This window comes from Gardnerella vaginalis (genome assembly GCF_001546455.1).
GTDB lineage: Bacteria > Actinomycetota > Actinomycetes > Actinomycetales > Bifidobacteriaceae > Bifidobacterium > Bifidobacterium vaginale_B.
The window spans coordinates 207,526-234,000 of sequence record NZ_KQ956819.1 but is presented as its reverse complement, the minus strand read 5'-3'; the positions used below and the strand labels follow the sequence as shown (position 1 = coordinate 234,000).

The 26,475-nt window shown below is 45.0% G+C and carries 23 protein-coding genes and 1 tRNA gene; 2 read left to right on the top strand and 22 right to left on the bottom strand.

The features are described from left to right. Position 1 precedes the first annotated feature (1 nt). The 17 genes from HMPREF3216_RS04295 to atpB form a co-directional block, all read right to left on the bottom strand. Complete coding sequence (locus tag HMPREF3216_RS04295; protein ID WP_060787090.1) at positions 2 to 1,303, bottom strand: ABC transporter permease; 1,302 nt, start codon at positions 1,301 to 1,303, stop codon at positions 2 to 4. Then, entirely contained in the window at positions 1,293 to 2,672 is a 1,380-nt protein-coding gene (locus HMPREF3216_RS04290; RefSeq protein ID WP_060787089.1) for an ABC transporter permease, read from the bottom strand. Before HMPREF3216_RS04290 ends, HMPREF3216_RS04295 begins: the two co-directional genes overlap by 11 nt. Before the next feature lie 12 nt (positions 2,673 to 2,684). After that, a complete protein-coding gene (locus HMPREF3216_RS04285) occupies positions 2,685 to 3,956 on the bottom strand; it encodes a DUF2318 domain-containing protein (protein ID WP_060787088.1) in 1,272 nt (423 codons plus the stop codon). 116 nt (positions 3,957 to 4,072) lie between these two features. Further along, on the bottom strand, positions 4,073 to 4,705 hold the full coding sequence (locus HMPREF3216_RS04280) for an iron transporter (protein WP_060787087.1): 633 nt from the start codon (positions 4,703 to 4,705) through the stop codon (positions 4,073 to 4,075). Between the two features lie 94 nt (positions 4,706 to 4,799). Next, positions 4,800 to 6,557 carry an FTR1 family iron permease gene (locus HMPREF3216_RS04275; RefSeq protein WP_060787086.1) on the bottom strand — a complete coding sequence of 586 codons (1,758 nt, stop codon included), beginning with the start codon at positions 6,555 to 6,557 and terminating at the stop codon, positions 4,800 to 4,802. A gap of 750 nt (positions 6,558 to 7,307) precedes the next feature. Then, positions 7,308 to 8,348, bottom strand: coding sequence for an FAD:protein FMN transferase (locus HMPREF3216_RS04270; protein ID WP_060787135.1), 1,041 nt, complete (start codon positions 8,346 to 8,348; stop codon positions 7,308 to 7,310). A 23-nt stretch (positions 8,349 to 8,371) separates the two neighbouring features. Next, positions 8,372 to 9,622, bottom strand: a complete 1,251-nt coding sequence (locus HMPREF3216_RS04265) for a Fic family protein (protein WP_060787085.1) — start codon at positions 9,620 to 9,622, stop codon at positions 8,372 to 8,374. Positions 9,623 to 9,900: 278 nt separating this feature from the next. After that, positions 9,901 to 10,863 (bottom strand): Fic family protein, encoded by a 963-nt coding sequence (locus HMPREF3216_RS04260; protein ID WP_060787084.1) that lies wholly within the window; start codon positions 10,861 to 10,863, stop codon positions 9,901 to 9,903. Positions 10,864 to 11,303: 440 nt separating this feature from the next. Then, complete coding sequence (locus tag HMPREF3216_RS04255; protein ID WP_060787083.1) at positions 11,304 to 12,788, bottom strand: hypothetical protein; 1,485 nt, start codon at positions 12,786 to 12,788, stop codon at positions 11,304 to 11,306. A 293-nt stretch (positions 12,789 to 13,081) separates the two neighbouring features. Beyond that, on the bottom strand, positions 13,082 to 13,396 hold the full coding sequence (locus HMPREF3216_RS04250; protein ID WP_060787082.1) for a F0F1 ATP synthase subunit epsilon: 315 nt from the start codon (positions 13,394 to 13,396) through the stop codon (positions 13,082 to 13,084). A gap of 2 nt (positions 13,397 to 13,398) precedes the next feature. Next, a complete protein-coding gene (atpD, locus tag HMPREF3216_RS04245; protein ID WP_060787081.1) occupies positions 13,399 to 14,886 on the bottom strand; it encodes a F0F1 ATP synthase subunit beta in 1,488 nt (495 codons plus the stop codon). Between the two features lie 6 nt (positions 14,887 to 14,892). Then, the gene (locus tag HMPREF3216_RS04240; protein ID WP_060787080.1) at positions 14,893 to 15,897 is read right to left on the bottom strand and encodes a F0F1 ATP synthase subunit gamma; all 1,005 of its coding nucleotides are present in this window, start codon (positions 15,895 to 15,897) and stop codon (positions 14,893 to 14,895) included. A gap of 3 nt (positions 15,898 to 15,900) precedes the next feature. Then, complete coding sequence (gene atpA / locus HMPREF3216_RS04235; RefSeq protein WP_060787079.1) at positions 15,901 to 17,577, bottom strand: F0F1 ATP synthase subunit alpha; 1,677 nt, start codon at positions 17,575 to 17,577, stop codon at positions 15,901 to 15,903. Between the two features lie 16 nt (positions 17,578 to 17,593). After that, complete coding sequence (locus HMPREF3216_RS04230) at positions 17,594 to 18,175, bottom strand: F0F1 ATP synthase subunit delta (RefSeq protein ID WP_060787078.1); 582 nt, start codon at positions 18,173 to 18,175, stop codon at positions 17,594 to 17,596. Positions 18,176 to 18,282: 107 nt separating this feature from the next. Next, on the bottom strand, positions 18,283 to 18,825 hold the full coding sequence (locus HMPREF3216_RS04225) for a F0F1 ATP synthase subunit B (RefSeq protein WP_060787077.1): 543 nt from the start codon (positions 18,823 to 18,825) through the stop codon (positions 18,283 to 18,285). Between the two features lie 64 nt (positions 18,826 to 18,889). Beyond that, the gene (gene atpE, locus HMPREF3216_RS04220; RefSeq protein WP_004126223.1) at positions 18,890 to 19,123 is read right to left on the bottom strand and encodes an ATP synthase F0 subunit C; all 234 of its coding nucleotides are present in this window, start codon (positions 19,121 to 19,123) and stop codon (positions 18,890 to 18,892) included. A gap of 76 nt (positions 19,124 to 19,199) precedes the next feature. After that, positions 19,200 to 20,054 (bottom strand): F0F1 ATP synthase subunit A, encoded by an 855-nt coding sequence (gene atpB / locus HMPREF3216_RS04215; RefSeq protein WP_060787076.1) that lies wholly within the window; start codon positions 20,052 to 20,054, stop codon positions 19,200 to 19,202. A gap of 361 nt (positions 20,055 to 20,415) precedes the next feature. On the opposite strand from atpB, the gene HMPREF3216_RS04210 reads away from it, so the two are divergent. After that, positions 20,416 to 20,489: transfer RNA gene (locus HMPREF3216_RS04210), tRNA-Met, on the top strand. 51 nt (positions 20,490 to 20,540) lie between these two features. On the opposite strand, the gene HMPREF3216_RS04205 is transcribed toward HMPREF3216_RS04210, so the two are convergent. The 5 genes from HMPREF3216_RS04205 to HMPREF3216_RS04185 all read right to left on the bottom strand — a co-directional run bounded on the left by HMPREF3216_RS04205 (position 20,541) and on the right by HMPREF3216_RS04185 (position 24,965). Continuing rightward, positions 20,541 to 20,813: a CopG family transcriptional regulator gene (locus HMPREF3216_RS04205; protein ID WP_060787075.1), complete on the bottom strand. Its 273-nt coding sequence runs from the start codon at positions 20,811 to 20,813 to the stop codon at positions 20,541 to 20,543. 2 nt (positions 20,814 to 20,815) lie between these two features. After that, positions 20,816 to 21,070 (bottom strand): hypothetical protein, encoded by a 255-nt coding sequence (locus tag HMPREF3216_RS04200; protein ID WP_060787074.1) that lies wholly within the window; start codon positions 21,068 to 21,070, stop codon positions 20,816 to 20,818. 95 nt (positions 21,071 to 21,165) lie between these two features. Next, positions 21,166 to 22,215, bottom strand: a complete 1,050-nt coding sequence (locus HMPREF3216_RS04195) for a tetratricopeptide repeat protein (protein ID WP_060787073.1) — start codon at positions 22,213 to 22,215, stop codon at positions 21,166 to 21,168. A 55-nt stretch (positions 22,216 to 22,270) separates the two neighbouring features. Next, positions 22,271 to 23,296, bottom strand: coding sequence for a hypothetical protein (locus HMPREF3216_RS04190; RefSeq protein WP_060787134.1), 1,026 nt, complete (start codon positions 23,294 to 23,296; stop codon positions 22,271 to 22,273). Between the two features lie 16 nt (positions 23,297 to 23,312). Beyond that, on the bottom strand, positions 23,313 to 24,965 hold the full coding sequence (locus tag HMPREF3216_RS04185) for a hypothetical protein (protein WP_060787072.1): 1,653 nt from the start codon (positions 24,963 to 24,965) through the stop codon (positions 23,313 to 23,315). A gap of 233 nt (positions 24,966 to 25,198) precedes the next feature. On the opposite strand from HMPREF3216_RS04185, the gene HMPREF3216_RS04180 reads away from it, so the two are divergent. Further along, positions 25,199 to 26,194, top strand: a complete 996-nt coding sequence (locus HMPREF3216_RS04180) for an FKBP-type peptidyl-prolyl cis-trans isomerase (protein WP_060787071.1) — start codon at positions 25,199 to 25,201, stop codon at positions 26,192 to 26,194. Positions 26,195 to 26,475 lie beyond the last annotated feature (281 nt).

The window sequence follows — 26,475 nt, the reverse complement described above, 5'->3', positions numbered from 1 at the left end:
ACTATTCTTCTCTAAGCACAATCGCAGGGTCGATTTTTGAGGCTCTCAAAACAGGCGGCAAAGCGGCAACGCAAGACGCTGCAACGCTAAACACAATAGAAAACGCCACCAGCCACCAATTCACGCTCAAATCTCGCGCAAACACCATTGACGCAAGCAAGCGCGCAAATCCATACCCCACTGCCGTACCAGCGATTCCGCCAATAAAACCATAAAGCCCAGATTCCGCAGTGAACTCAATGCCAATGCTCTTAGCGCTCGCACCCAAAGCTTTGCGCAAGCCAATCTCATTTCGTCGCTGCTGTACAATCGAAGAAATCGTAGTGCTTACGCCAACCATCATCAACGCAAGAACAACCAGCGAAACAATCCAAAATAGGCTGCGAAGCATAGCAATAATTCCAGTATCTGCCGCCGTAACTTTTGTTACTTGTTGCGCGCGAACACGCATAGAAGTCATATCGTTAATGCTTCGCACAACAGCATCTACGTTCGGCGCAGAAGACGAGTAAGCAATCACGTCCGCGCCGCGCTTAACGCCTGTAAGCGCACGCAAATCCGCGTTAGTTGCGTAAAGCATGGAATCTTCGGCGTCTCCCGTATCTAAAATGCCGCAAACGCGGAAAGTTGTGCCGTGAGTATCCATAATATCTGTGGAAACTCTGCCTTCAACAAGCTTTTTTGAGGAAGATTTATCTGCTTGATTTTCTGCTTGATTTTCTGCTTGATTTTCTGCTTGATTACCTTGCGATTTTTGCGCGGGCTTGTGCGAATCTGGGGAATTATCGCCAGCGCGATACGCGATTGCAATGCGCGAACCAATCTTCAATCCCATAGCCGAAGCAACATCTCGCCCAACCATAACGTTACCACTGCTAGGCCAAGCGCCATCCACGTTCCAATGCTTATTAAGCGACTTAACAGCGGAAACATCCACTCCAGCAAGCACGTACGGAGCCGCATTAATGCGCACATTTTCGTAACGGTAGGTAGCAGATCGCATAGCACCTTTTGCAAGAACCATGTCGTTAGTGTGCAAAACCATTGCGCGATCAATGCCATTTTTCCACTCGCCTGCAAGCGGCGTCACAATAATATTCGCTCCGTATGCGCGCATTTCGTCACTCATTTGTTGAGGAACAACAATGCAGATTGCAGCCAAGCAAAATAGCGTAGCGGCACCAACAAGAGTTGCAACTACTGCCATAAGCGCACGCGACTTTCGGCGAAAAACCGCGCCCAAAAGCATAGTCGCAAACATTGCGCTATTAGAAGTCATACCCGAACCAGATTTAACGCCCATGAAGCACCTCCGCAGGACGCACATGCAAAATAGAGCGAATAGAAGAGCCAGCGGCAGCAAGAACAGTAATCGCAAGAAGCACAAACACCAGCACAAATACCATTGGTCGAAGCGAAATCGCAGAACCAAACACGCTAAATCCAATCACTTGCGCAACACCAAAGCCTGCAATCATACCAATAAGCGCACCAACGCACGCAATAACCGCTGTTTCCATAAGCATTAGCCGCGCAACAGCGCCATCGCGCGCACCCAGCGCTTTGAGCAGCGCAAGCTCCCCCGAGCGCTCCGAAATCGCAGCCGCCATAAGATTCGCAACCGCAACAGCCGCCGCAATCAAGCTAAGCGCCGTCATAAGTACCATCACAGCACGCGTCTTGTTAAGTACGCTGCCTTGCATAGCCGAAACTTGCCGCACTTGCTTTGCAACAGCTCCTGGAATCACTTCTTCAATTTGGTAAGTAATCGAGCTTGGGTAGGCTGTGCAATACCACGTCTCCCACTCTTCTTGGCTAAGAGCCGCTGGATTCTTCGCCGCTTTACGAGCTAAATCGTTTTCTGGCGTAGTTAATGCTTTAACTTCAATCGCCTCAACCATATTTGGCCTATTTGAAAGGCGTTGTGCCTGGCTGGAATCCGCGTAAATCGCGTTATTGTCGCTATCTCCAGAATCGTAGATGCCAACAATTTTAAGTAAGATTTGCCTGCCAGAACGAGTTAGTTTTATTAGCTGACCAACTTTTAGATTATGACTTTTAGCAAGATTTGTGCCAACAGCGGCTTCGTGCTTAAAATCGCGCGGGAATCTGCCTTCAAGCATCTTCCACCAAGACCGCATTCCTTGCACGCCAACAACTGTTGTTTCTCCAGAAGCGAGCGCAAGCTTGCGATTAAACCACGTGCCAACAATCGGGACTACTGAATTAACAGATTTAGCAGAATTAGCAGATTCAGCAGAAGAATTTGCTTTAAGATTTGCGTAAATCGTTAGTTTTGGCGCAAAATTCGTTATATTAAACGCCCAAAAAATCATTTTGATTTTTGCAGCATCCGATTCCTTCAAAAAAGCGGTAGATTCTTCGCTTTCCGCATCAGCCAAAGTTTGCGAAGTTTGCGAAGTTTGCGAGTTACTATAAGCTGACTTTGTGCGAGACGCATACAAATCGTTTACAACGGCATTCGACTTAGGCTGAACAATAATATTGGATCCGTAAGAGCTAAGCTCCGCGTTAATTTTGTCTCCAACGTCGTACACAACGCTAAGCATTGCCACGCTTACACACGCACTCAAGCACACAACAACAGCTATAAGAACTCGCTTTTTAATCTGCCTAGCAAGGGAGCGCGCAACCATTCGAATCATAAACATTTGCAGGCACCTCTACTTAAAGTGCGAGCTAAGCACGTCTAAATCAGCTGTGTGAATGGTAATTTTGCCGCCACCAGCCTTGTACGGGAATGGAATCGGGTTGCATCCGCCCTTAAATCCAATAGTCGCCAAATTTATTGCAACATCGCATTTTCTGCAGATTATCTTGCCGTCTTTTTCGTAGTAGCCTGCGTCTCCGCAATTTTCGCAAGCATCCAAGCCCACACCATACGCTCCACCATTTTTCTTGATGATTATAAAACGCATAATAGTGCCATCTTTAGCTTTGTATTGGAATCTATGCAAGTGGCCATCGCTAATTTGCACAAAGTTGATTGTTGCTACGCCATCATGCAACTCGTACGGTTCTGGAGGCGTAAGCGTTGGCTTAATATTCATAAGAGACACGCCAGCGGTAAGCGTAAGTATTACTACGATTGCAGCCATTAGCGCCGCGAGCGCGGACCTTCTAGACTTGCGCTTAAACGCTCGCTTTGCGCGGATTTGTGCAGGATTTTCTCCCACAACTTTTGTTCTAGCACCGCGGATTATAGAAGATACAGCTGGAATCAAAAAAACGCATATTTGGGCGATTATTATAAGCGGAGCATTGTTTATAAGCCAAACAAGAATGCTAAACGAAAAATCGTCTATATACAGCAAAATACTTCCTTGCATAATTTGCAGCAAAGACGTTAAATGCTGAATTAGCAAAATTATTAAGCTTAGAATAATTGCGATTTTAAAGGCGCCAATACTCGCGGTTGTGCGCAAAGAGCGCACCATAAGACTTATGCAAATCGCAGCAGCCGCGCCAAGAATAAATCCTAGAGCGCGAAGAAGCATACTAGAAGTAAACGGAGGCGTGCTGGAGTCAACGAAAATCGTAAGCTGCAAAATCACGTCTGGGAGCGCGTAAAACACTGTAAACGCTAGGCAGAGCGCGCCAATTGCATTGCTTATGTGCAAGAGCAGCGGATTTTTGCGCCATTTTGCAACAGTTTTTCCAGATACTGCAATACAAGCGATTGTTGCAACATCTAGCGGAACAGCAATGCAAAGCGCTGGAAGATTCACAAAATTGCGCTGATTAATCACCACGCTTGCGCGCAAAAATGCAAAAACAAGAGCCGCAACTGTTCCAAAAATCAAGCCAAAAAATCGCCAGCGGGAGCTGATTGGTTTATCTCGCCCCTCGCCAACGCTTAGCGTTGCGCTTAATCCCATTGTAAGCAGCGCAAGAGGGAGCAGCCCTGGAAGTACTGTAACGAACATCCTGAGCATGTTCCCTCCTTTGCTGTTTACATGATTTTTGTTTTTTATTTATGCATTATGCATTATTTATGCATTATGCATTATTTATTTGTTGTTTTTATTCGTAAAAACTACCACTGGCAAAACTACCACTGACGTGGAGTGTACTTCCAATCGTCAAAGGTGGCGGTAATTGGCTCAGTCCAGAATCGGCCATCCACACCCGTAGCAGGATCTACGTGAAGCATCCAACCCTTCTTTTCTGGCGATTCAACCGAAAGCACTAACTTGTAGTTTCCAGCCTTATCGAGCTTAACATTTGCGCCGTAGTGTGGGCCGTCGGAAGCGTTCATTTGCATAAACGTACCCTTTACAACGGCTTCACCGCTCGCCTTATCAACAATTTGATAATTCACAGTCAAATCTGGAATAAACTCACCCTTGCCGTAGCCAAGCTGTGTACCTTTCTTGTTTGCGTGAATATCTGCCTCAAGGTGGAAGCTTGCCTCGCTTGCCTTTAAGCCCATGCCTGCTGGAACCATGTCGACTGGCTGGAAGTACACAGCGCCAATCGTAAGCGGGCCAATGTTCTGGTCTTGGTGAGGTCCAACTGGAACCTCTTCAAAGCCCTTGTCTCCACCCTTATCGTCGGCCTTCTGCTCAGATGATTGTGGCTTAGCAGCAGACTTTGCTGCGTTTCCGTTTGCGCCACAGCCAGTGAGTGTTAGCATTCCTGCAAGCGCTAAGGCTGCAATTGCCATCATCTTTTTATTCTTCATATCTAACCTTTTCTATTAGTTATTGTTTATTATTGCTTGATTTTTAGTTTTGATTTTTAGTTTTGACTTATCCGTTAACTGTTGCTAACTGTTGCTAACTGTTGCTAGCAGTTGCTTTGTGCTTTCGCGCGCGCACAAAACTCGCGCACAGCAGTGCCACAACTACGATTGCAGCTACGACTTGCGCCGCAATCGTTTCAACGTACGGATAGAATCCAAGCCAATCGTTAGTTGGCAAGCCTTGAATATACGCGCCAGCGAGCGCATCGCCCTCTATAAGCGCATGCACACCTCCGCCAGCAAAAATCACCACTAAAATGCACATAAGCGCACTGGTTCCTGCAAAGAACGGGCGAATTGGTATGCGAACAGACGCAAAGCGGATCAGCAAGAAGATTACAACCAGCACGGCGGCCGCTGCTGCAAATCCGCCCCAAATCATGGAGTCAGCTCCGCTTGAAACGGCAAAAATCGCCTGGTAGAAAATCACAGTTTCTGCGCCTTCTCTAAACACAGCTAGGAAGCTCAGCAACGCTAGAGAAATTAGGCTGCCTTTAGAAACAGCTGCCGTTGTTTGGTTGCGAATATACGCATTCCACGCTTGCACGGAAGACCTTGAAATCATCCAATTGCTTGTATAAAGCAGCATGAGCATTGCAAACAGCGCCACAACGCCTTCCGTAATCTCTTGCTGCGGTCCAGAGCCATTGAACAACAATCCAAATAGCGCAGCAACAACAAGCGACGCCGCAATTCCAGCAACAAGACCCATGTAAATGTACTTAACCATGTGCTTGTGCCCAGATTTAATAAGATACGCGATTATTGCAGCAACAACCAGCAGAGCTTCCAACCCTTCGCGCAACAAGATTATAAAAGCCTGACCAAAGGAGCTTGTTATAAATTGCATAAACACATTGGCATTAGCCGCCGCTCCGCCGTCTAGTTTTGCAGCATCTTCAATAAGCATTGACTTAAGGTCGGTTACGAACTTTTTTGTTTGAGCAAAAGATTTGCCATTGTTCATAGCCTGCCTGCACTCTTTGAATTGATATTCAACAGTGCTTACTCGGCTTCCGCTTATTGCGTTCATAACGTTCTTTTCAAAGCCGAGCTTTTCGTAGTACTGATAGTAGGCTTCGTTCACTAAATCAACGGCCTTGGCAACTTCTTGCTTATTTGCTTTTGCTGCTTTGTACGTTGATGCAGACTTATCGAGTATAACGTTCATTTCTCGCGCTACTTGGCTCCAAGTTCTGCCGTTTCGCCCAAGATTCTTCTTTTTTGCAGCATCGAGCTTTTTGCGTTCTTTTGCGATTTGCGCGCGCAATTTGGATGCGTAAACATTTGGCTTATCTAGATTTGCGTTTGCGTCTAGCTGAGCCGCAGTTTGCGCAACGTCTTCTTCTAGAGCAGATACGACTTCACTAATTTGCGCGGCCTGATTTTGCTGATAGACCAGCGTTTGTAATTGTTGGAACTGATCTTGCTGCGATTGAACTTTATTCTGGCCAATCGTATCTCGCACAACTGTAATCATGTTTGAAGCTACATAAACAGAGTTATATGCGGCTTGAAACCTGGTTGCTGCTCCTGCCATATTTGCGTTTGCATACTCGCTTTTGCCTTGTTCTAGCTGACTTGCAACAGCTGACGAAACTTCCGACCAAGTGTTGTATGTTTTATTGGCATCCGTAGCATAAGCAGGCGTTGGAGCTGCGATTAGACCAGCAAAACCAGCGAGCCCTGCAAGCCCTGCAAAACCCGTTGCGCAGCATACAAAAACGCATACTGATGCTAAAAGCGCTACTAAGCGCGACGTTTTTTGGCGCGCTTTTGCACACGCGTGCATAATGTCTCCATATCTCCTTTGGCTCTAATCCCCATCGAGCGCACCCAACTTCTTCTGTTTTCGTCTTAATTTTTAGTCTTAGTTTTATCTTTAGTTTTAATCGTTTAAATTTTTTGGCGACTTTATCGCGGCTTGTTCCGTTTTATTTGGACTTTGTTCCGTTTTGTTCTATTTAAAGTCACCTCGCAAGTAACCCCATCAACATAATATCGATATATCAGGTAGATTGATATAGTTCAGCGCAAAAAACTCGCAAATATTACAAAAATGATATTGATAATGAGAATTATCTTTGGACAATCAGTGGGTAAGCGACAAAAAGAACCCCCAGGTTTGAGCACTGTTAGTAGGCTTAGGGGGCTGTTGTTACTAGTGAGTTTATCACTATTTCTAAATATTCGCTATTTCTATCAAACGACACAAAATAAAAGAGGGAGCCGAAACTATGTCAGCTCCCACAGGTGTGTGTCCGCAAACGCACACCGCAATTACGTTTTTATTATACCTTGTTGTACATGGAAACAAAAGTTGACATACAACACCTTAAAATACATCTACATTAAGAATGATATTACGCACGCTTGAAGGTAAGGAGTTAATCGCGATAGTACTCGTATTGTTTGCGTCTAGATTCGATTTCTGCATGCAAGCCTTGAGTTACACAACGCAACGACGCAACAACGCATTAGGCAATAAGACGATTAGGCAGCATGAACCGCATTGGTTGGCATTATTCAGCATTAGTTGGAATTAGTCCACAAAAAAGTGCGCTGGGAATGCACACGTTTTGCGCAGCGCATGATTTGGCTGCATTACAGCAAACTTAGCGCCAACATTTTGCACTATTTTTTGCAAATCGCTTTCTTTCGATACAAACAACGCAGTTGCGAGCGCATCGGCATAAGCTGTTGGAAAATCGCAAGTTTTGCTAGGCATTTTGCTAGGAACATACGCCCAGCTTGCGCATAAATCGCAAGCAGGGATGCCATCAAGCGCATTAATCAAGTGAGTCGCAATTAAATTAGATTCAAAGACACTTGCATCTTTGCCTAAGTAACTTGCATCTTTTACTTTCCAACGCCTTCTTGAAGCAGACGAAGCACACAGCGCTCCGCTTGCGATTGATGCCACTCCAACTGCTTGAGTTGTGTCAAACGGATTTTCCAGAGCCACTTTTATTTGATTATTCTCTTCGCTAAAACAAGCGCGCATATCTCCGCCAGCGTTTACAAGAAAATCAAAATCCGCATGCGAATCGCTATCCGCAGGCGAATCACTACCAAGCTCCTCTTTAATAATCTGTGTTACAAGATCTACAAAATAGCCCTTACCAGCTGCACCAAAATCAAGCTGCACTGGCTGATTTGTGTGGAGCGTTGTGCTGCCGCCATCTTGCGAAATATCTGCCCACGTAACTGGCAAAGCGCGGCGATAATTAGCCCAACTGTTACTATCATCACTCGCGCTAGCTGCCGACTTTGGAATAAATTGCACCGAATTATCGTAGCCAAGCGCAAGCAGATCCGCGCCAACGCAAGCATCAAAAGCTCCGTGCGTGGCAGCGTAAAACTCGTCGTAAAGCACAAAAAGCGGCTGCGCCCACGCTGGAAACTCAAAATCGCCGCCATGCTCCGCACAAGCCATGCGCGAAACAAGCGAATCTGCACGAAAACGCGAAAGAGTGCGCTCGTAATCATCAATAAACGCGCGAATCCGCTTCTGCACGCGCTGCGAAATCGGCACGCTGCTAGAGATAATAATCCCAGTGCCAAGCGCATGCTCAATCGCCACAACGTTTCTAAACATCGCTTTCCTCACGCAAACATTTCATTCGCTTTTTTAGAAAGCTCATACCGAAGAGGGCGCTCACCAATAGAATCAACCATTCCAAGCTCAATCAAACCGTTAAGCGCGCTCACAATCTTTCTCTCACCAACCTGCTCACCAATTGCATTTCCGACGTATTCGCTTAATTGCTTGCGAGTCATCGGAGTTGGATTATACGAAAAAAGCTTATTTTGCAACAAAATAGAAAGAACTTCGTGCTGCACTTTAGAAATCGCTGTTTTTTTGGAAAACTCGAATATCTTATTCAAGCAGTAAACAATCTGTTTTAACTGCACACTAATATTGTTTAATACTTCGCTCTGTGCTTTTTCAACATATTCCAACATTGTGCAGCAAAACATAGTTAAATCATTGCAATTAAACAGTTCTTGCGATTTGGAAAAGGCAGCATAATATCCAGATTTTTCTGCATAAATTATAGAGCTTAAGCTCAAAATTGTTGGCATCGAAAGCTGCTCGTGTAATTGCAAAGCAAGCAAAAACCGCCCAGTTCTGCCGTTTCCATCGTAAAACGGGTGCACGCTCTCAAAAGCATAGTGGCACATGCACGCCTTAATAAGCGTTGGAACTTCGTTGCTATTCATCAAACTCAACATCTGCGTTAAATGATCTTGAATTTCTGCTTCCGTTGCATCGCCATCGTGCACTGCATTATCCGCAGCATCACGAATACTTACTTTCCCGCTCCTAAAAATCTCACCATCTGGAATATTATTTGCTTCTAATTCGCCTTGCATAATGCTGTTGTAGATTTTTCGTATATCTTGCAATGTTTGCGGAACTGAAGAATCACATTCATTGGAATCTACAAGCTCAAGAAAAAGCTTAGTAAATTCACTAAAACGCGTATGCTTATTCTGCTCATTTGCAGCATCAAGTGCTTTGGAAAGCTCTTTTCTAGTGCTGTGAACACCTTCAATAATGTTGGTATTTTGCACTTCTTTTGCAATAAGTTGCATTAAATACTCGCGCTGAGCAAACCGCGGCAACTCGTTACACGCTTTTTCAACTGTTTTTTCAGCATTCGCAATATCATTCATGTGCGTTACAAGATCCGTTACGCACGTTGCAAAAATTTCATGCGCATCAAATACGATTCCGGAATGATACGTTGCAGGATTATCAATGCGCAATCGATATTCTTCTTCCGCAATATCGCAAGGTTTTGCATTACTTTTAGACATTGCAACTATTGTGCGTATTGTTTTGTAATCCATAATGCGACTCCGTTTACGTTATTGCGTTTACATTATTGCGTTTACGTTATTAAGGATTTTGTAGTAATGTCTTGCAATGTTTTGCTTGCGATATTTTTGTTTGCGATATTTTTGCCTATACGCAAATAACGCATTTATCACAAAATGATTGCATAGCTAATGTAAAAATATATTCTATACCTACATTTTGCCAAAATGAAGGCATAGCACGCAAAAAACATTCATCTATACCTACATTTTGGCAAAAACGCACTATAGCACGCAATAAACAGAACGCGTCACAAACCAAAAAGCTTTAACAACGCTCGGAACGTATCTTGACCATCATAGCAAGTTTCAACTAGGAATCCTCGCTCATTGCCGTATTCTTTAAGACCGCGATAATAGTAATATTTCTTTCGGTCCTCAATAATAAACGGCACAATATTATTCTTTAAACATTCCTTAAAAGCAATCAAACGCCCAACTCTACCATTACCATCCTGGAAGGGATGAATTCGCTCAAATCTGTAATGAAAATCAACTATATCCTCTAGCTGCAAATCAGTTTTAGAAAGATATTCTGCCAACAACTTGCTAATCTCCTCATGCACTTTTTTAGGATCGCAAGTTTGCAAACCGCCTACAACATTCGCACGCAACTTGTAGTCGCCAACACTAAACCAAGGCAGAAGCTCGTCGCTTGTTCCGCGTTTAAGCAGCAAATGTAAATGCTTAATCATGTCTTCACTAAGAGGCTCTTCAGCAACGTCAATACAGTAATCAATCGCGCGAAAATGATTCACTGTTTCAACAATATCGTCAACCTTAATACCCGTATTCCCTACTACGCCAACACTTGAATCCGCGCTATCAACTACACCATCCGCTTTTTCTTCGGAGCCGATAGTATTAGTTTCAAAAATTCGCCTAGTTTGATCTTCACTTAGCTGGCTTCCTTCAATATGATTCGAGTTGTATGTCATGCGAATTTGAAGCTCGTGATAAATTCCACCAGCTATACGATGCTCCTTCTCTTCCCTAAGTCTTTGCAAAATAGGGTTACCTGAAATTACGCGATACAATTCACTTGGCTTGCATTGTAAATAATTGCTGATTTTTGCGATTACTAAATTTGATAGTTTTTCACCTTTTGAGATTTTTGCAATCGTACGAGAAGAAATATGCAACTCGGCTGCTAACTGCGATTTTTTAACGCCTTTTTCTTGTAACCTGTTGTTCAATCCCGTGTAATCGTACATTTTTAACACTTCTCTTTCTTCTGCTTGCCTTGTTTTATTGAAATGAATTATGACGAATCTAAATACTCACACACTAAAATCTTTACTTATTTTCCCATAATCAACATAAAAAGTAAAGATAATTGCGATTTTACGCACGCAAAAGTAAAGATAAACAAAAGTAAAGATAATTGCGATTTTATGCAAACAGACGCCCCACTTTCAAAACTTAAAAAATATTACAGTTTTGAAAGTAGAAATACGCGTTTGCTTTCAAAAGTGAAAAATACCACGATTCCTACGACATTGAAGGAATACACGTAATAGACATAGCGCAATGGCTACTTAACGCAAACTAAGCGAAACAACAGCATGCAATACAAAAGGGCCTTCGAGAGTGAACGCAAGCGAACACAAACGAAAGCCCTAAAACACTAGCGCTAACACGTAGCAAGCAAAACTTAGCTACGCACCTTACGCAACACAGCACCAGAAGCAGCAAACATCAAAGCAGCAAAAGCCACAAATGCGCCACCAACACCAGTAGCAGGCAAAACACCCTTACCATCACCCTGGCTAGCTGTATTGTTCACAACAGTAATATCCGTCCAAGCAAGCTGACTACCCTGCTCATCCACAAGCACAACAGTATGCTTGCCAGAATAGCCAGCAGGGAATTGCGCATCAAAATAAGGAACGCCATCAGGGCCAAGCTTAACAGTCACAAAATCACTACCGTCCACGCTACGCAAAAGCTTAGGAGTGGAATAAATGAACGCGTAAGCCTTCGCAGAACCCTCGCGATGCAAGCGATCAAGGAACGCCTTGTTGTTAACGTTCACAGAAACCTTGTTCGCAGAACCTGCAACAGCAATGTTGTTGGAACCAACCGTTAGCATGCCCTTTAATTCTGGCTTAAGCTGATCAACGCTAGCAGGAGCCGCAGGAACTACAGCTTTAGCTTGAGATGACTTTGCAGCAGACTCAGACTTGGCGGACTCAGACTTAGCAGCAGCACCAGGAACAGAAGGAACAGTAGGAACGGATGGAGCGGCAGGAGCTTCTACAGACTTATCTTCTGGAGATGCTTCTGGAGACACTTCTGGCGAATCTTGGCCAGCAGCATTAGGAAGTTCTGGAGCCTTTGCAGACTCACTCTTCTTAATCTTTTCCGCTTCTGCAAGAAGATTCTTTAAAAGATCCAAATTAGACTTCTTAGAATCGCGAATTATTTTAGCGGTAAAGCTAAGTCCTTTTGCTTCTGCCTGCTTAGCTAAATCTTCCTTTTCTTCATTATATTCTTTAACAGACTTCTTAAGAGCTGCAGAAATCTTATTATTTAATTTCAAAGCAGCAGCACCAGCTTTGTTTACCTCAGCGGCGCTCAAATCACCAAAAGGCTTATTGGCAAAACTCTTTATATCTTCTAGGAACTCTGCAGCAGCAGCATACTCATCTCTAGTAGGCGTAAACATACCGCCATTAATAAGCTTTGCTAATTCAACAGCATTAGCATAAGGTTTTTCTTGTGCACTTCGATGCTTCTGCAATTTTTCCTTAAATATTTCAAGTTTTGAAGAATCAATGCTTTTGTTGTTCTTCTCTAATTCCTTCTTAAAATCTTCCTCCGAAACACCAAGGTCTGCCATAACTTGGATCAGAGTATCCATCTCTCTTTCTTTTTTATCTTCAATCTCTTTTTTAGTTTCAACAGGATTTTTGGAAGCGGCAATCTTCTTAAGCTCATCAAGATCTTGCTGAGTATACGTCTTATCAGCTTTACCGTCTGCAGACTTACCTCTCAAAGCATTCACGTAATCTCTATTAGCGGCAAACTTATCATTGAAATTAGTCTCACTATTAGCCAACGCTGGCATGGCAAACGCAATTCCCGAAACAAAAGTTGCCATCGCCGCAAATGTGGCGATTGCTTTTTTACTTAACATACTTTTCCTTTCCTCCCATCACGAATCATCGTGCGAAGAGCCTATTTGCTAAAACAGCACAATAAGTGATTCAATTTAGGCTTAAATTAAATCATTACAAAGTATACAGATACCCTACCCCCGTAACGTATTGTTATAACCTTTCCATAACAGATAAAACAGACCAATTAAACAAAAATAAGACATAAACAAAACACAGATAAAACAAAAGCAGGAGCTGCGATAAATAATCGCAAACTCCTGCAATATACAAGCCGATTAAGCTTAGGTTTATAAAACCGTAAGAGTCAGGCTTAAATTACCTTTGCATTAGGCAAAACGTTGCCGTCTTTATCAACGTTGCAACTGTGCTCAACAGCAATCGTAATGTGATCGTTGTCAACGGAATAAAAGCCGTCAGTCACCTTAAAAACGTGACGAACGCCTTGCAAATCGTCAACCTTTACAAATCCGTGATCAATCAACGCAAGCACAGCCTCATGCCCAGGAAGCACGCCCATTGTGCCATTCACAGAAGGAATAACAACAAACTTAGCAGCACCTTCCCAAACAGGATGCCTGGCTGCAACCACGCTAACGTGCAGCGTTTTCACTTGCTTTTCTGCCATAATCACGCACCAAACTCTTGCTGCATATCGTGCCAACGACGCTCAAGATCGTCAATGCCACCAATGCCAGAGAACGCCTGCTCAGGGATCTCGTCGTAAACGCCATCGCAAATGCGCGTAAACGCCTCAATCGTCTCATCAGCTGGAACATACGAACCTGGACGGCCAGTAAACTTTTCGGCCACGTAGAAGTTCTGACCAAGGAACTGCTCAATCTTACGAGCGCGGCTCACAGTGGTCTTATCTTCTTCACCAAGCTCATCAATACCAATCAAAGCGATGATATCTTGAAGCTCCTTATTACGCTGCAAAATAGCCTTTACGCGATTAGCGCAATCGTAGTGAGCCTGGCCAACATAACGAGGATCCAAAATTCTAGAAGTAGAAGCCAAAGGATCCACAGCTGGGTAAATACCCTTAGCTGCAATGTCACGCGAAAGCTCGGTGGTTGCATCCAAATGCGTAAATGTTGTTGCAGGTGCAGGATCGGTGTAATCGTCTGCAGGCACGTAAATTGCCTGAAGCGAGGTAATGGAATGGCCGCGAGTAGAAGTGATTCGCTCCTGCAACGCACCCATCTCATCTGCCAAGTTTGGCTGATAACCAACTGCAGAAGGCATACGGCCAAGCAACGTGGAGACCTCGGAACCAGCCTGAGTAAAGCGGAAGATGTTATCAATAAACAGCAACACATCCTGATTCTGCACATCGCGGAAGTACTCAGCCATAGTCAAAGCGGTAAGAGGCACACGAAGACGAGTCCCAGGAGGCTCATCCATCTGGCCAAAGACAAGCGCCGTCTTCTCCAAAACGCCAGCTTCTGCCATTTCGCCAATCAAATCGTTACCTTCACGGGTACGTTCGCCAACGCCAGCAAACACAGACACACCACCGTGGTTCTGTGCAACGCGCTGAATCATCTCCTGAATCAACACGGTTTTACCAACGCCTGCGCCGCCGAACAGACCAATCTTTCCGCCCTGAACGTAAGGGGTAAGCAAATCGATAACCTTAATGCCTGTTTCAAACATCTGAGTCTTAGACTCAAGCTGATCGAAAGCAGGTGGATTGCGGTGGATTGGCCAGCGCTCAGTCACCTCAATATGCTCACCTGGTTTGGCGTTTAAAATATTGCCGGTAACGTCAAAAACGTGACCTTTAGTAACATCTCCAACAGGTACCGAAATTGGACCGCCAGTGTCTCTAACTAAAGCGCCACGAACCAAACCGTCCGTAGGCTTAAGCGCCACTGCTCGCACGGTTGAATCCCCAAGATGCTGCTCAACTTCCAGAGTAATCTCGTGGACGGTATCTCCCTCCGTGTTTCCAACGGTGTTGATATCCACCTTGAGAGCATTGTAAATATCTGGAAGATAGCCAACTGGGAACTCAACGTCAATCACGGAACCCTGAACACGGGTTACGCGACCAGCCGTTGGGTCGTCTTCCTTTGCATCTTCTGGAGGTGCTGTGGTCTGATTTTCAGCCATATGCTCCTATTCCTCCTCATTGTTCAGCGCATCAGCGCTGCCGATAATCTCGGTAAGTTCTTGTGTGATGGAAGCCTGGCGAGAAGCATTTAGCTTTCTCGTTAAATCATCCACCAAGTTGCGGGCGTTGTCTGTAGCCGTATGCATAGCGTTCTGCCTGCTAGCTGTTTCGGATGCTGCAGATGTAAGCAAACACTCGTGAATACGCGATTGAATATACTTTGGCAAAACCGCATCCAAAACCTCGTCTGGGCTAGGCTCAAAGCAATATTCCACAGCGTCTGGGTTGCTGCGACTAACCGCTTCTTCTCGAGCCGAAACCGCACCCGTAGACGAAAGCGAAGCCGAAGGACCCGAGGCTGCCTCGTAATCTGGCCTATGCATAGCAAACTCTTCGCCGTCTTTTAACGGAACCAGCTCAACTGGAAGCATGCGAAGCGTACGAACCTTTTGTCTCACCATGTTTACAAACTCGGTGAACACAATGTAAAGCTCGCTAACTCCACCTTCTTCTTCGGGAGTCATGTACGCATCCATTAAAGTATCGGAGATTCGCTCTGCGATTGTTACATCAGGATGATCCGTAGAACCTTCCCAAGTGCCTGCAACGTCGCGATTACGATACTTGTAGTAGGTTGCGCCTCGGCGACCATACACGTACAACTCGGCGTGCTTTCCTTCGGCGTCTAGCTTTGTAAGCAGCGCCTCGGTTTCTCGAATAATCGAAGACGTAAACGCGCCAGCCATTCCACGGTCGGAAGTCAACGCCAACACGGCTACGCGATTACCCGCACGCTCTTTTCCAAAGATTGGATGCTTAATGTTTGCTTCGTGATGAGCTACCAACGCCTGCACGGCATCGAAAATTGCGTCACTGTATGGCTTAGCATTAAGCGCAATATCTCGCGCTTTTGCAATATGCGAAGACGCAATCATTTCCTGAGCCTTAAAGATTTTGCCCAAAGACTGTGTGGAAATAATTCTCGATTTCAATGCAAGTTGGGAAGACATACGCTACTTCCCCTCAGACTCGTGATTACTTGAATCGCGACCATCCGACTTTGGCTTTGCAACAAGCTTTTCCTTCTCAACAGGAGCAGGATTTTCGGCAGGAGGCAAAGAATCCTTAACAATCAAAGGCTTTCCTGCAGAAGTCTTAAATGACTTACGGAAATCTTCGATTGCGGCATCAAGCTTTGCTTCTGTTTCTTTGGTAAAGTCCTCGGTATCGCGAATCACTTGCAAAATGTCGGTTCCCTTATCGAGGTAGTCCAACATTTCGCTTTCAAAGCGAAGCACGTCTTTTACAGGAATGTCATCTAGCTTGCCGTGAGTACCAGCCCACACAGAAACAACCTCTTGCTCCATGGAACGAGGCGAGAACTGCTTCTGCTTAAGCAACTCGGTTAAGCGAGCGCCACGAGTGAGCTGAGCCTTGGAGGCCGCATCCAAATCGGAAGCAAACATTGCAAAGGATTCCAAAGACTTGTAACGAGCCAACGAAATCTTAAGCATGCCAGAGACCTTCTTCAAAGCCTTAGCCTGAGCTGCGCCACCAACACGAGACACAGAAATACCAACATCGACTGCTGGACGCTGACCTGCGTTGAACAAATCGGACTGCAAGAAGATCTGACCATCTGTAATAGAAATTACGTTGGTTGGAATGTATGCAGAAACGTCGTTTGCCTTGGTCTCAATAATTGGCAAGCCAGTCATTGAGCCGCCGCCCATATCGTCGGAAAGCTTTGCACATCTTTCTAGCAGACGAGAGTGAAGATAGAACACATCGCCTGGGTATGCTTCACGCCCAGGTGGACGACGAAGAAGCAAAGAAATCGAACGATATGCTTCTGCTTGCTTAGACAAGTCGTCGAAAACAATCAAAACGTGCTTGCCGTTGTACATCCAATGCTGGCCAATTGCAGAACCAGTGTATGGAGCAATGTACTTAAAGCCTGCAGAATCCGAAGCTGGGCTTGCAACGATTGTTGTGTACTTCATAGCGCCTGCTTCTTCGAGGCTTTGACGCACGGAAGCAATTGTTGAACCCTTTTGGCCGATTGCTACATAAATGCAACGAACCTGCTTTTTTGGATCGCCACTTTCCCAGTTTGAGCGTTGATTAATAATCGTATCGATTGCGATTGCTGTTTTACCAGTTTGACGATCGCCAATAATCAACTGACGCTGACCGCGACCAATTGGCGTCATTGCGTCAATGGCCTTTAAACCGGTAGACAAAGGCTCGTCAACAGGGTGACGATGAATCACGTCTGGAGCCTGGGCTTCAAGAATACGACGCTCCTTGCACTCAATCGCACCAAGACCATCAATCGGATTACCCAATGGATCCACGGTACGACCAAGATAGGCGTCTCCCACTGGCACAGACAACACTTCGCCAGTGCGGTAAACTTCCTGCCCTTCCTCAATGCCCGTAAAATCGCCTAGAATAACAACGCCGATTTCGTGTGCATCAAGGTTAAACGCTAGGCCTAAGGTGTCGTTCTCAAAGGTGAGCAGCTCGTTTGCCATGCAGCCAGTTAAACCAGCCACATGCGCAATGCCGTCACCAGCCGTAACAACATAGCCAACTTCTTGCGTTGGCATGTCTGCCGGCTTGTACGAGTCAACAAACCCGTCAAGAGCCTTGCGTATAAGGGCGGGATCAATAGATAGTTCCGCCATAATTCTCCTTATTTAACTATTTCACTGCCTGTGTCCAAGCGCCATTGCGCGCAGAACGCTGCAACTGCTTAAGCTGCATCAGCATTGTGCGATCTGTTACTTGATCGCCGATACGTATACGCATACCGCCAAGCACGTTTGGATCTACGATTGGGTTTATGTATGCACGATGACCCAACTTATTGCTGTAAATCTCAATCAAACGCTTAATCTGCTTATCTGTAAGAGGCTGAGCGGTTGTAACAGTAACCAAAGTTTCGCCCGCTTCACGCTCAAAACCAGACCACGCGCCGCCAAAGCTGCCCGTTTTGCCGCTTTCAGCGCCACCATGCCATGTTCCTACAAGATAGTGCATAATGCGCAACACAACAGGATGCGCCTTACCTCCAATAAGCTCATCAATCAATCTTGATTTGTCTTCCGAAGACCTATTTGGATCGGTAATGGCGTCAGAAAGCTCAGGATATTTTTCCAGCATATCCATCATTGTTGAAAGCTCATCAGATATACGCTGAGCTTCGTCGTGAGCATCTGAAATGGCTTGCGCAAGCGAAGAACGCGACAAGTTTTCGCTTACTCGCGATGCCTTTTCTGGCATCCGTACCTCCTCATTTATGCAAAACTTAAGTAGCGGAACCAAGCATCACCAAGATTTAACTTAGATTAAAACTAAAATGTAAAACTTAGTGAAACCGCTTGTTTTAGCTACTTGTTTTGACCCGAATCCTTAACACTTGAGACTTCATCAATCACATGATCAATGATTTTAGAGCCTACGGCATCGTCATCTAGCTTAGATGCAAGAATCTTGCCAGCTAACGCTGCAGCGAGAACCGAGACTTCTCCTTGGAGGCTAGACATGGCGTGCTTATGCTGAGCTTCAATGGAACACTGAGCTTCACTAATGATTTTTGCAGCATCTTTTTCTGCGCGCTGTCTTGCTTCATCAACAATCTTAGAAGCCTGTGCACGAGCCTGTTCACGAGTCTTTGCAGCATCTGCTTGAGCCTGAGCAAGCTCTTCTTCCATCTTGCTCTTTAATTCATCCGCTTCACGCTGCACGTTTGCTGCTTTGGCCATTCCGCCTTCGATTTTTTCTGCACGCTCATCAAGAATTGCCTGGAATTTAGGCATAACAAACTTGTAGAAAAATGCTGCAAGAACTACCAAAACAATTAACGACCACACTAAGTCATAAGGCTCAGGCAAGAACAACGCCAAACCATTACTCTCAGATGCATGTGCCATGGCTTGTCCTTTCTATTCCTTCAACACTTTTGTATTTGTGCTGGAACGAGTTGTTTCGTTCGGTTCACTTTCCCATAATGTAGGCAACGAATCCGAGCAAGCCCAGAACCTCGATAAATGCCAAGCCAACAAACATAAACAGCTGAATACGATTGCCAACTTCTGGCTGACGTGCAGTGGACTCCATAGCCTTAGCAACAACGATTGCCATACCAAGTGCAGGAGAGATTGTTGCAACAGCAAAGCCAAGGATGCTCAGGTTACCGACCAATCCTGCTAGAGCGATGATGTTATTCATTGGTTTCCTTTCTGTTAAAACAGTAACCAGTATAAACCCGTAAGATGTGTAAAATCTGAAGATTTAAGCTATGCTATCAGGCAACAGCAACAGCAGATTTTTCTTCTTCCTCTGGGTAGCTTTCCGAAATGTAGACGGACGCAAGCACGGTAAAAATAAATGCCTGCAATCCTGCTACCATAATTTCGAATAGGGTAAACAGAATGCCACCAAGCAGCCATAATGCACCGCCGAAGGCAAGGAGTTTATTGCTGGAATCCACCACAAAGAAGTTGGTGAATACTAGGCAAGTGGCCACCAGCAAATGGCCAGCAATCATATTCGCAAACAAACGGATTGTAAGCGAAAGTGGTCGCACAATTATTAATTCTATGAGCTGCAATGGCGAAAGAATAAAGTAAATCGGCCATGGCACGCCCGCTGGGAATAATGCTTCACGGAAGAATCGCAAAAAACCTTTTTCGCGAATGCCAGCAATAAGATATTGGCACACAACCCATAAAGCAAATACAAGCGGACCAGTAATGGTTGCGGTTGCAGCCATATTCAATCCTGGAATCACAGAACAAAGATTAAAGAAGAAAATTGTTATAAATAATGTAGACATCATTGGCACATAGCGCTTGCCACGTTCTTCGCCAATCATCTCATACACAATGTTAAATCGCACAAAATCCATTAGGATTTCTAGCACACTTTGGAATCGCGTAGGAACTACTTTTGCGCGAGCGGCACCAATGCCAAAAATAATCATAACGATTACAGCCATAAGCACGCGCACCAAAATAATGCGGTTCATTGCAAATGGCGTGCCTTGGAATAAAATCTCTGGAGGCAAAAACTCATCAATCTTAGGCAACTCTGGCTGTTCTGAAGCCAGCAATGTTGCCGAATGCACAGTGTTAGCTAACGCTTCAATAGCTCCACTCATCAGCTCCTCCTTGTAAGGCGTCGTTTATATCGCTACTCACGTTTAATTAATACTAAACCTTTAATACTAATCCTCTTAAAGCTGGGTTGCATAAACGGCAAACTCTGTAAATCTATTCGTTGGTGTGATACTAAACGAAAATATATCTCTAAAATGCTGATTCTACTCTTGGTTTGTACATTTGAGTTATATTGTTGATTATTAACGAGTTTTGCGCTTATAAAGTATGCAAATCTCTAGTCACTTGTTTATTGTACTCCACATTTGTTTAGAATTAAACCGCTTTTGCGGGAAACACGCCGAAGACTTGACAAATCTAAATTTGCCCCTATCGTAGATAGAGCTGCTAAAAAGCAGCCGACGCGGGGTGGAGCAGCTCGGTAGCTCGCTGGGCTCATAACCCAGAGGTCCATGGTTCAAATCCATGCCCCGCTACTAAAGCCAAGAATCGCATACTTCTCACGAATGCGCGTCTTGGCTTTTTTATTAGCTAACAGCACCTGCAAGCTTTCGGCGAACATATTCACTTCTACTTATATGATAATTTTTCGATGCCCTCGTTATACTTTCAAGCTGAGCTTTAGGGAGTTTTATTGTCATACTAACTAAAGGTTCATCTTGTGCAGAAGCCATATGCAGACCATAGTATACAGGTCCTATTACTCCATCATCTTGGTTCTCATCTTCCAAAACCTCAACATCCTTATCAATTTGTTCGGATGTCATTCCAAATTTTCTCAGAAGATTCTCCTCGTTCATTTTCAATACCTTCTTTTAGCTAACTCAGTTTTAATCTTTTTAGTTGGCGGAGTCATTGCGTGATATATCAACACATCTTCACCAATCTGCTTGTATACAATCTCAACATTTCTACCACGAGAATCAAGACCAATACATACCCAGGTTTCATTATTTCTGCGCGCATCAACCATCACACTATGAAATGCTGTAAGAACATCTTCATCGGTGAGTTCTGGATGCCTCTTATGAACGCGCGGCAATATATAAACCCTCATTCACAAACACCTCGCATAAGCCGAAGACTATTGATACTAGATTATCACCGAGGTATTACCAAAAAATTACTCAAGTAATACAGCTATCTGATATATCAATAGAGAAGGATTGCAAGACGACGGCGAGCGCGATTCAAACGCTCATCGCCGGCGGGAAGCATTGCAAAATACTCGAGCATGCGGTCTTTAATCGCATCTGCGCAATCTTTGTGAGAAGCAAGAAAATCAAGCAGCCTGCCAAAAGCATCGTCAATGTGGCCATCAATCATATCTACATCTGCCACAGCAAGCTGAGCGGAAACATCGCTAGGATTATCTCCAGCAGCTTTGCGCACAGCCTCTACATTTGTGTTTGTATTCCTGCTAAGAAGCAAGGCTTTAGCACGTTCGCGAGCAGCTAATAAGTCATTTGGATTAGCCTGCAATACTTTTTCATACTCACTTGCAGCTAGCGCATAATCGCCACTAACAGCCGCAGCACGAGCTGCCTTATGCTCAGGAGGAACGTTGGAGAAATCGCCAGAATCCGCAGAATTATCGTCTGCGTCAGCATCTGCCGAATTTGAAGAATCTGAAGAATCTGAAGAATCTGCTTTAGATTCCGCTGAATCAACATATGGAGCAGTTCCAGCTACACCAGACTTTTCTGCAACCTTAACCAGCTGCGGCAAAATTTCGTTACAGATTTGCTGCAATTCATCCGCGCTAGGCAAACCTTGACAAATAGGCATTGGCCTTCCACCAACAAGACCATAAATCGCAGGAAGTTGCTGAGCTCGCAAAGCTTGAGCAATCGATGGGCTTTGATCCGCGTCAATTCTCGCAAGTTGCATTCGACCATCTAGGGCAGTAATAGAATCCGCAAGATTTTGCGCTAAATCATAAGAAGTTTCATCACTTTTTTGCCAAACAAGCAAGATAATTGGAAAACTTACGGAAGTCTGAACCATTGCCTGGAAAGTCTGATCGTTAACATCAATCACATACCCGCCTGCAAGTGGCATTTTAGACTGCGGCTTGCCAGATTTTTCGGCGGCTTCGCGCTTTGCAAGGGCCTCCGCTTTGCGCTTTACGCCTTCTAAATCTACTGCACCAGCAAGTGAAAATCCACCCGGATTCATACCCATGGATTGCGAATCAACCATATTTCCTCTTTTACTTGAATTTTGTACGCGATTCAACGCTGTACATGCTAAAACTCTACAACGCCTCTACTTTTATAGGCTGACGTTCCGCGCCAACCGGAATAATACTTGCACCAGACCCAGCAGGAGGCACAACCATAGCTATAACGTTCACATAGGTTACGCGCATTGTGGACGTGGCCTTAGCGTCGCCAAACAGGGCTTTTTCTTCATCGGAAGCTGGCCTAGATTCTCGGCCTTCGCCAGCTTTTCTAGTCCAGACTGAATCAATACGAGCAACAACCAAATCACTTCCATCGCTTGCGCGCATAACGCTAATCTGATTTGTTACGGGAACAAAAACCTGCTCCTGAGAGCCCTTGTTTCGCTCCATTCCCGCTTGAACGGTTTTAGAAAGCTCCTCTAACTTTGATCGCAAGTAGTCTGCAGCAAAATACTTTGCAAACTTGCTTGATTCGCCTCTTTGTAAAACGTCTGCATATGCAGTTGCAGCCGCCTGCGGAGTCATAATCAATCCGGAGTCATTGGCTTTCCCCATAGAAGCTCCGATTGAAGGAACTGGGAATTTTGGCAAGTGAACGCCTGGGAAAAGCCTTGCTACCGCCCAAAGTTTGTAATTTGAGCGCGCGCTATCTTGGCGAATCACCAACAGGCGCTTAGATTGCTGATCTTTTGTTGTTGTGGTAATCGTCATTAAATCGCGCGGCCAGCTTGCGTTTGTTGGCACAATTGTTTGAGCAACTTCGCGCGGAATAGTGGTTTTTGCGTCCAATTTGCCTGTTTTTGCAGCAATCGCCAGCTCGCTTGCACGCACAAGAGCCGAAGGGCCGCTCATGTATTCCTCAAGGTTGCTTGCGTTTTTCTCTTCGTTGGCCTTCTCTAAGGAGCGCAAAACTCTTAAACGTATATCTTTTTCTTTGATTGGAGTTACGTCTGGAATCTCCTTAATGCTAGAGCCTTCTTCTGCTTTAGGAACTTGGCCTTCGCAAGCGCAAAGCGTAAGGCACATTGCCGAAGCAATTACCGACGCACATGCAAAACGTGCGTAATGCTTGATTTTATGCGCATAAAACATAATCATACTTTCCAAAATAACGTTACTTTTTGCGGTTTTTTGAAGATTTTGAGTTGGTGTTGGAGGAGCCGTTGTTAGTGCCACTGTTGGAGCCATTATTGGAGCCCCTGTTGGAGCGGTTATCAAATCCTCTATCTCTGTACTTGCGATTTCTTCCTTGCTTTTGACTGCGAGCATCGCGCTTGCTGCCTGGCTTTGCACTAGCCGAATCGCCAGATGCCGAATCTCCAGCCGCCGCAGCCTTGCCGCGATTGGCCTTGCGATTGCGGTTGCCGCTGCCGCTGCTACTGCCACTGCCGTAACGGGACTCATTCTTGTAGCGATTTTTTGCGCGGCCATTTTCGGATTTTTGTGCTTTTTGTGAGTTTTGTGAGTTTGGCTCTTTCTGAGCACTTTCCTTACTATCCGCTGAACTAACAGATGAGATGTTTGCCGAGCTACCATCTGAGCTACCCGCTGAATTTCCCGCAGATTCAACATCGCCAGACTCCGCGGAAGAATCGCCAGCCACCGCCACCTTAGCCTCGCCAGCCAAATCGCCATTAAAAGCAACCCCAGATTCGCTAGCAAACCTAGCAAAGTAAGACTGCAAATCGTCTTTAGAAATAACAGTTGTTTCATCTAAAGCCGCAGTAGGGGAAGAATTTAGACCAGACTTTACACTTATAGAAGAATCAGCAGCCGCTTGAGACTTTGCGGTACGCGTTCTTGCGTGAACTCCGTGCCTTGCATGCGCCCCAGAACTGCCCTTGTGCTTAGACTTTTTGCGCTTTGCGCTGCCAAAAATGCCAGCCAAAGTTCCAGCCAAGGCCTCCGAGATCTTAACTTCTTCTTGGCTAACATTCTCAACGCTAATCAAGCCCGTTCTGCTTGCAACAAGTCGCTTATTTCGCCTGCGATGCGGCGCCATTGCAAACACAGAAGCCGAAAGTCCGCAAAGCAGAATAAACAGCGCACCTACAAAATACAAAGGAGTTGCAAAATCAGGTAGATTATGCCTGCGCCAGCGCAATTCAACAAAAGCTTCGGGAGAATTCTTGCCAAGGTCAATAATCAAAGCTCTACGGGCAATTTTTGCCCGCAAAGCCGATGGCAATTTTTGATGCGATACATGAGATTGCGTATTATCTTGCGATTCCTGTTTTATAGCCAAATCCGCCGCATTGCCCGCCTGCTCAAAATCGGCAGCATTTACAAACAGCTTTGCCAAGCCCATTTGGCAAGTGGCATTAGTCCACAAATCTGAATCTTTAAAATCAACATCTTTAGAAGCCTTAGAATCAGTAGCATTCGCACTAGTTTGAGCAGCAGCCGAATCATTGCCTCCATCTGCACCTGCGTTATCTACCTTCATAACAGCGGTAGAAAGATTACTCCAATTATCAAGACCAGTTATTCTTTGCACGGAATGCCCCTGCACCCATCCGCGCACGTCTTTAGCCAAGCCAACCGCAACGCAAATAGGCTTGCGAGTATTAAGCGCCGCAACGCTGATTCTTACGCGATAATCAACAAGGTTTAAAACACCTGGATCCGTAACAATGTATCTAGAGCCATACACGTTTGTATGCGCCGAAACAATCGAACTCGGCTTCCAAACCGTTGCATTAAGCACACCAAGAACAATACTAAGAACAGCGAGTAGACCAAAAATAGGCGCCACAATGCCCCGCATGACCTTAGCTCGTTTTGTAGGATGTTGCATTAAACCTCTTTCTTAAACCTGCACTGCCGCTAATCGCAGCAACGCACGCAGGCGTATTAAAGCTGATTCTAAATTCGTTATATTGTATCTACTTTTATCTATTCTACAATCCTCATTAATCTTTTATAAGACTAAGCGATTTTGCTTAAGCGATTTTGGCGCTAAAACATTTAAAATCATGCGCAAGTTATAGGCTTAAACTTATGACAAAAACCAGATTAAATTTAACTAAATCCGTTATAGCTCGAGCAATTTGTGGCGCAAGCGCGATTTCTATGTGCTTCTGCTTGGCATCTTGCAGCGCAAACAGCGAGTCAAGCAATGGTATGGCAGATGCTGCCGCAAACGCTGCTGGAATGCAAGTTTTAAACGGCGTTAAGGCAAGTGGAGACTTAGGCAAGCAGCCAAAAGTTGAATTAACAACCCCTATAGATGTTAAGCCAAATTCTTACGCCATTTTGCAAAACGGCAATGGCGCTAAAATCCCAGAAAATAGTCGCGTATGCGCTAATGGCATTGTGTACAACGCTAAAAATGGCAAAGAACTTATGAGCACCTGGAAGCAAGGCAAGCCAGACTGCTCAATCGTTGTTAAAAAGGGCGTTACAAACAAGTCTTACTACACGCTGCTTAGGGGAAGGAAGATTAATTCCACAATCGCCTTTGGCGTGCCGGCAAATCCTCAAACTAAGCAAGACGCGTACGTAATGGTGTTAACTCTTGTTTCTTCAATGAAGACTCTTGACCGCGCAACGGGCAGCAAGGTTACGGATATTCCTGAAAACTTGCCAAAGGTAACTCTTAGTAAATCTGGAGAGCCATCGTTAGATAAAAATAACTATGTTCCAGACGGAAAGCTTGTTGCTCAAACTTTGATTGAGGGAACTGGCAAAGAGGTAACCAAAGAAAGCACTGTAACCGCCCATTACACTGGCTGGACTACCGATAAAGACGGCAAATTACATCAGTTTGATTCGTCATGGAAGCGCGGAACACCTGCGGACTTCTCGCTAGCTGGTCAAGTGATTCCAGGATGGACTAAGGGTCTGGCTGGAAAGAAAGTTGGATCCCAAGTTCTTTTGGTAATTCCTCCAGAAGATGGCTATGGCAAAGAAGATAAGAAGGACGCACAAGGAAACGTAACAATTCCTGCAAATTCAACGCTTTACTTTGTTGTAGACATTCTCTACGCTTCGTGATTTAGTTGCGATTTAACTCGCGATTAAACTGCGATTAATGTTATGCCGCGCTTGAATAAATCTTGCGCGGCATTTTTGTACGCGCTCCGACCTGCCTTTTCGCTTAAAGCGTAGCGCGAAAAGGCAATTCGGAGCGCTGAGCTTGCTCAAAGTTGAAAGCACGGTGTGCTTTCAACGCAAGTAAAGCGCTTTGACTGAGCTTGAAATTGCATAATGCGTTTCAAGCTCCTTCAAAGCGTGATTTGGCTTAAACATAAAGTCCAGTGGACTTTATGCGCCAA

Excerpts from the sequence above, each read along its gene's own strand:
- HMPREF3216_RS04295 (WP_060787090.1), bottom strand. The coding sequence starts at position 1,303 with ATGGGCGTTAAATCTGGTTCGGGTATGACTTCTAATAGCGCAATGTTT.
- HMPREF3216_RS04290 (WP_060787089.1), bottom strand. The coding sequence starts at position 2,672 with ATGTTTATGATTCGAATGGTTGCGCGCTCCCTTGCTAGGCAGATTAAA.
- HMPREF3216_RS04285 (WP_060787088.1), bottom strand. The coding sequence starts at position 3,956 with ATGCTCAGGATGTTCGTTACAGTACTTCCAGGGCTGCTCCCTCTTGCG.
- HMPREF3216_RS04280 (WP_060787087.1), bottom strand. The coding sequence starts at position 4,705 with ATGAAGAATAAAAAGATGATGGCAATTGCAGCCTTAGCGCTTGCAGGA.
- HMPREF3216_RS04275 (WP_060787086.1), bottom strand. The coding sequence starts at position 6,557 with ATGCACGCGTGTGCAAAAGCGCGCCAAAAAACGTCGCGCTTAGTAGCG.
- HMPREF3216_RS04265 (WP_060787085.1), bottom strand. The coding sequence starts at position 9,622 with ATGGATTACAAAACAATACGCACAATAGTTGCAATGTCTAAAAGTAAT.
- HMPREF3216_RS04260 (WP_060787084.1), bottom strand. The coding sequence starts at position 10,863 with ATGTACGATTACACGGGATTGAACAACAGGTTACAAGAAAAAGGCGTT.
- HMPREF3216_RS04255 (WP_060787083.1), bottom strand. The coding sequence starts at position 12,788 with ATGTTAAGTAAAAAAGCAATCGCCACATTTGCGGCGATGGCAACTTTT.
- HMPREF3216_RS04250 (WP_060787082.1), bottom strand. The coding sequence starts at position 13,396 with ATGGCAGAAAAGCAAGTGAAAACGCTGCACGTTAGCGTGGTTGCAGCC.
- atpD (WP_060787081.1), bottom strand. The coding sequence starts at position 14,886 with ATGGCTGAAAATCAGACCACAGCACCTCCAGAAGATGCAAAGGAAGAC.
- HMPREF3216_RS04240 (WP_060787080.1), bottom strand. The coding sequence starts at position 15,897 with ATGTCTTCCCAACTTGCATTGAAATCGAGAATTATTTCCACACAGTCT.
- atpA (WP_060787079.1), bottom strand. The coding sequence starts at position 17,577 with ATGGCGGAACTATCTATTGATCCCGCCCTTATACGCAAGGCTCTTGAC.
- HMPREF3216_RS04230 (WP_060787078.1), bottom strand. The coding sequence starts at position 18,175 with ATGCCAGAAAAGGCATCGCGAGTAAGCGAAAACTTGTCGCGTTCTTCG.
- HMPREF3216_RS04225 (WP_060787077.1), bottom strand. The coding sequence starts at position 18,825 with ATGGCACATGCATCTGAGAGTAATGGTTTGGCGTTGTTCTTGCCTGAG.
- atpE (WP_004126223.1), bottom strand. The coding sequence starts at position 19,123 with ATGAATAACATCATCGCTCTAGCAGGATTGGTCGGTAACCTGAGCATC.
- atpB (WP_060787076.1), bottom strand. The coding sequence starts at position 20,054 with ATGAGTGGAGCTATTGAAGCGTTAGCTAACACTGTGCATTCGGCAACA.
- HMPREF3216_RS04205 (WP_060787075.1), bottom strand. The coding sequence starts at position 20,813 with ATGAACGAGGAGAATCTTCTGAGAAAATTTGGAATGACATCCGAACAA.
- HMPREF3216_RS04200 (WP_060787074.1), bottom strand. The coding sequence starts at position 21,070 with ATGAGGGTTTATATATTGCCGCGCGTTCATAAGAGGCATCCAGAACTC.
- HMPREF3216_RS04195 (WP_060787073.1), bottom strand. The coding sequence starts at position 22,215 with ATGGTTGATTCGCAATCCATGGGTATGAATCCGGGTGGATTTTCACTT.
- HMPREF3216_RS04190 (WP_060787134.1), bottom strand. The coding sequence starts at position 23,296 with ATGATTATGTTTTATGCGCATAAAATCAAGCATTACGCACGTTTTGCA.
- HMPREF3216_RS04185 (WP_060787072.1), bottom strand. The coding sequence starts at position 24,965 with ATGCGGGGCATTGTGGCGCCTATTTTTGGTCTACTCGCTGTTCTTAGT.
- HMPREF3216_RS04180 (WP_060787071.1), top strand. The coding sequence starts at position 25,199 with ATGACAAAAACCAGATTAAATTTAACTAAATCCGTTATAGCTCGAGCA.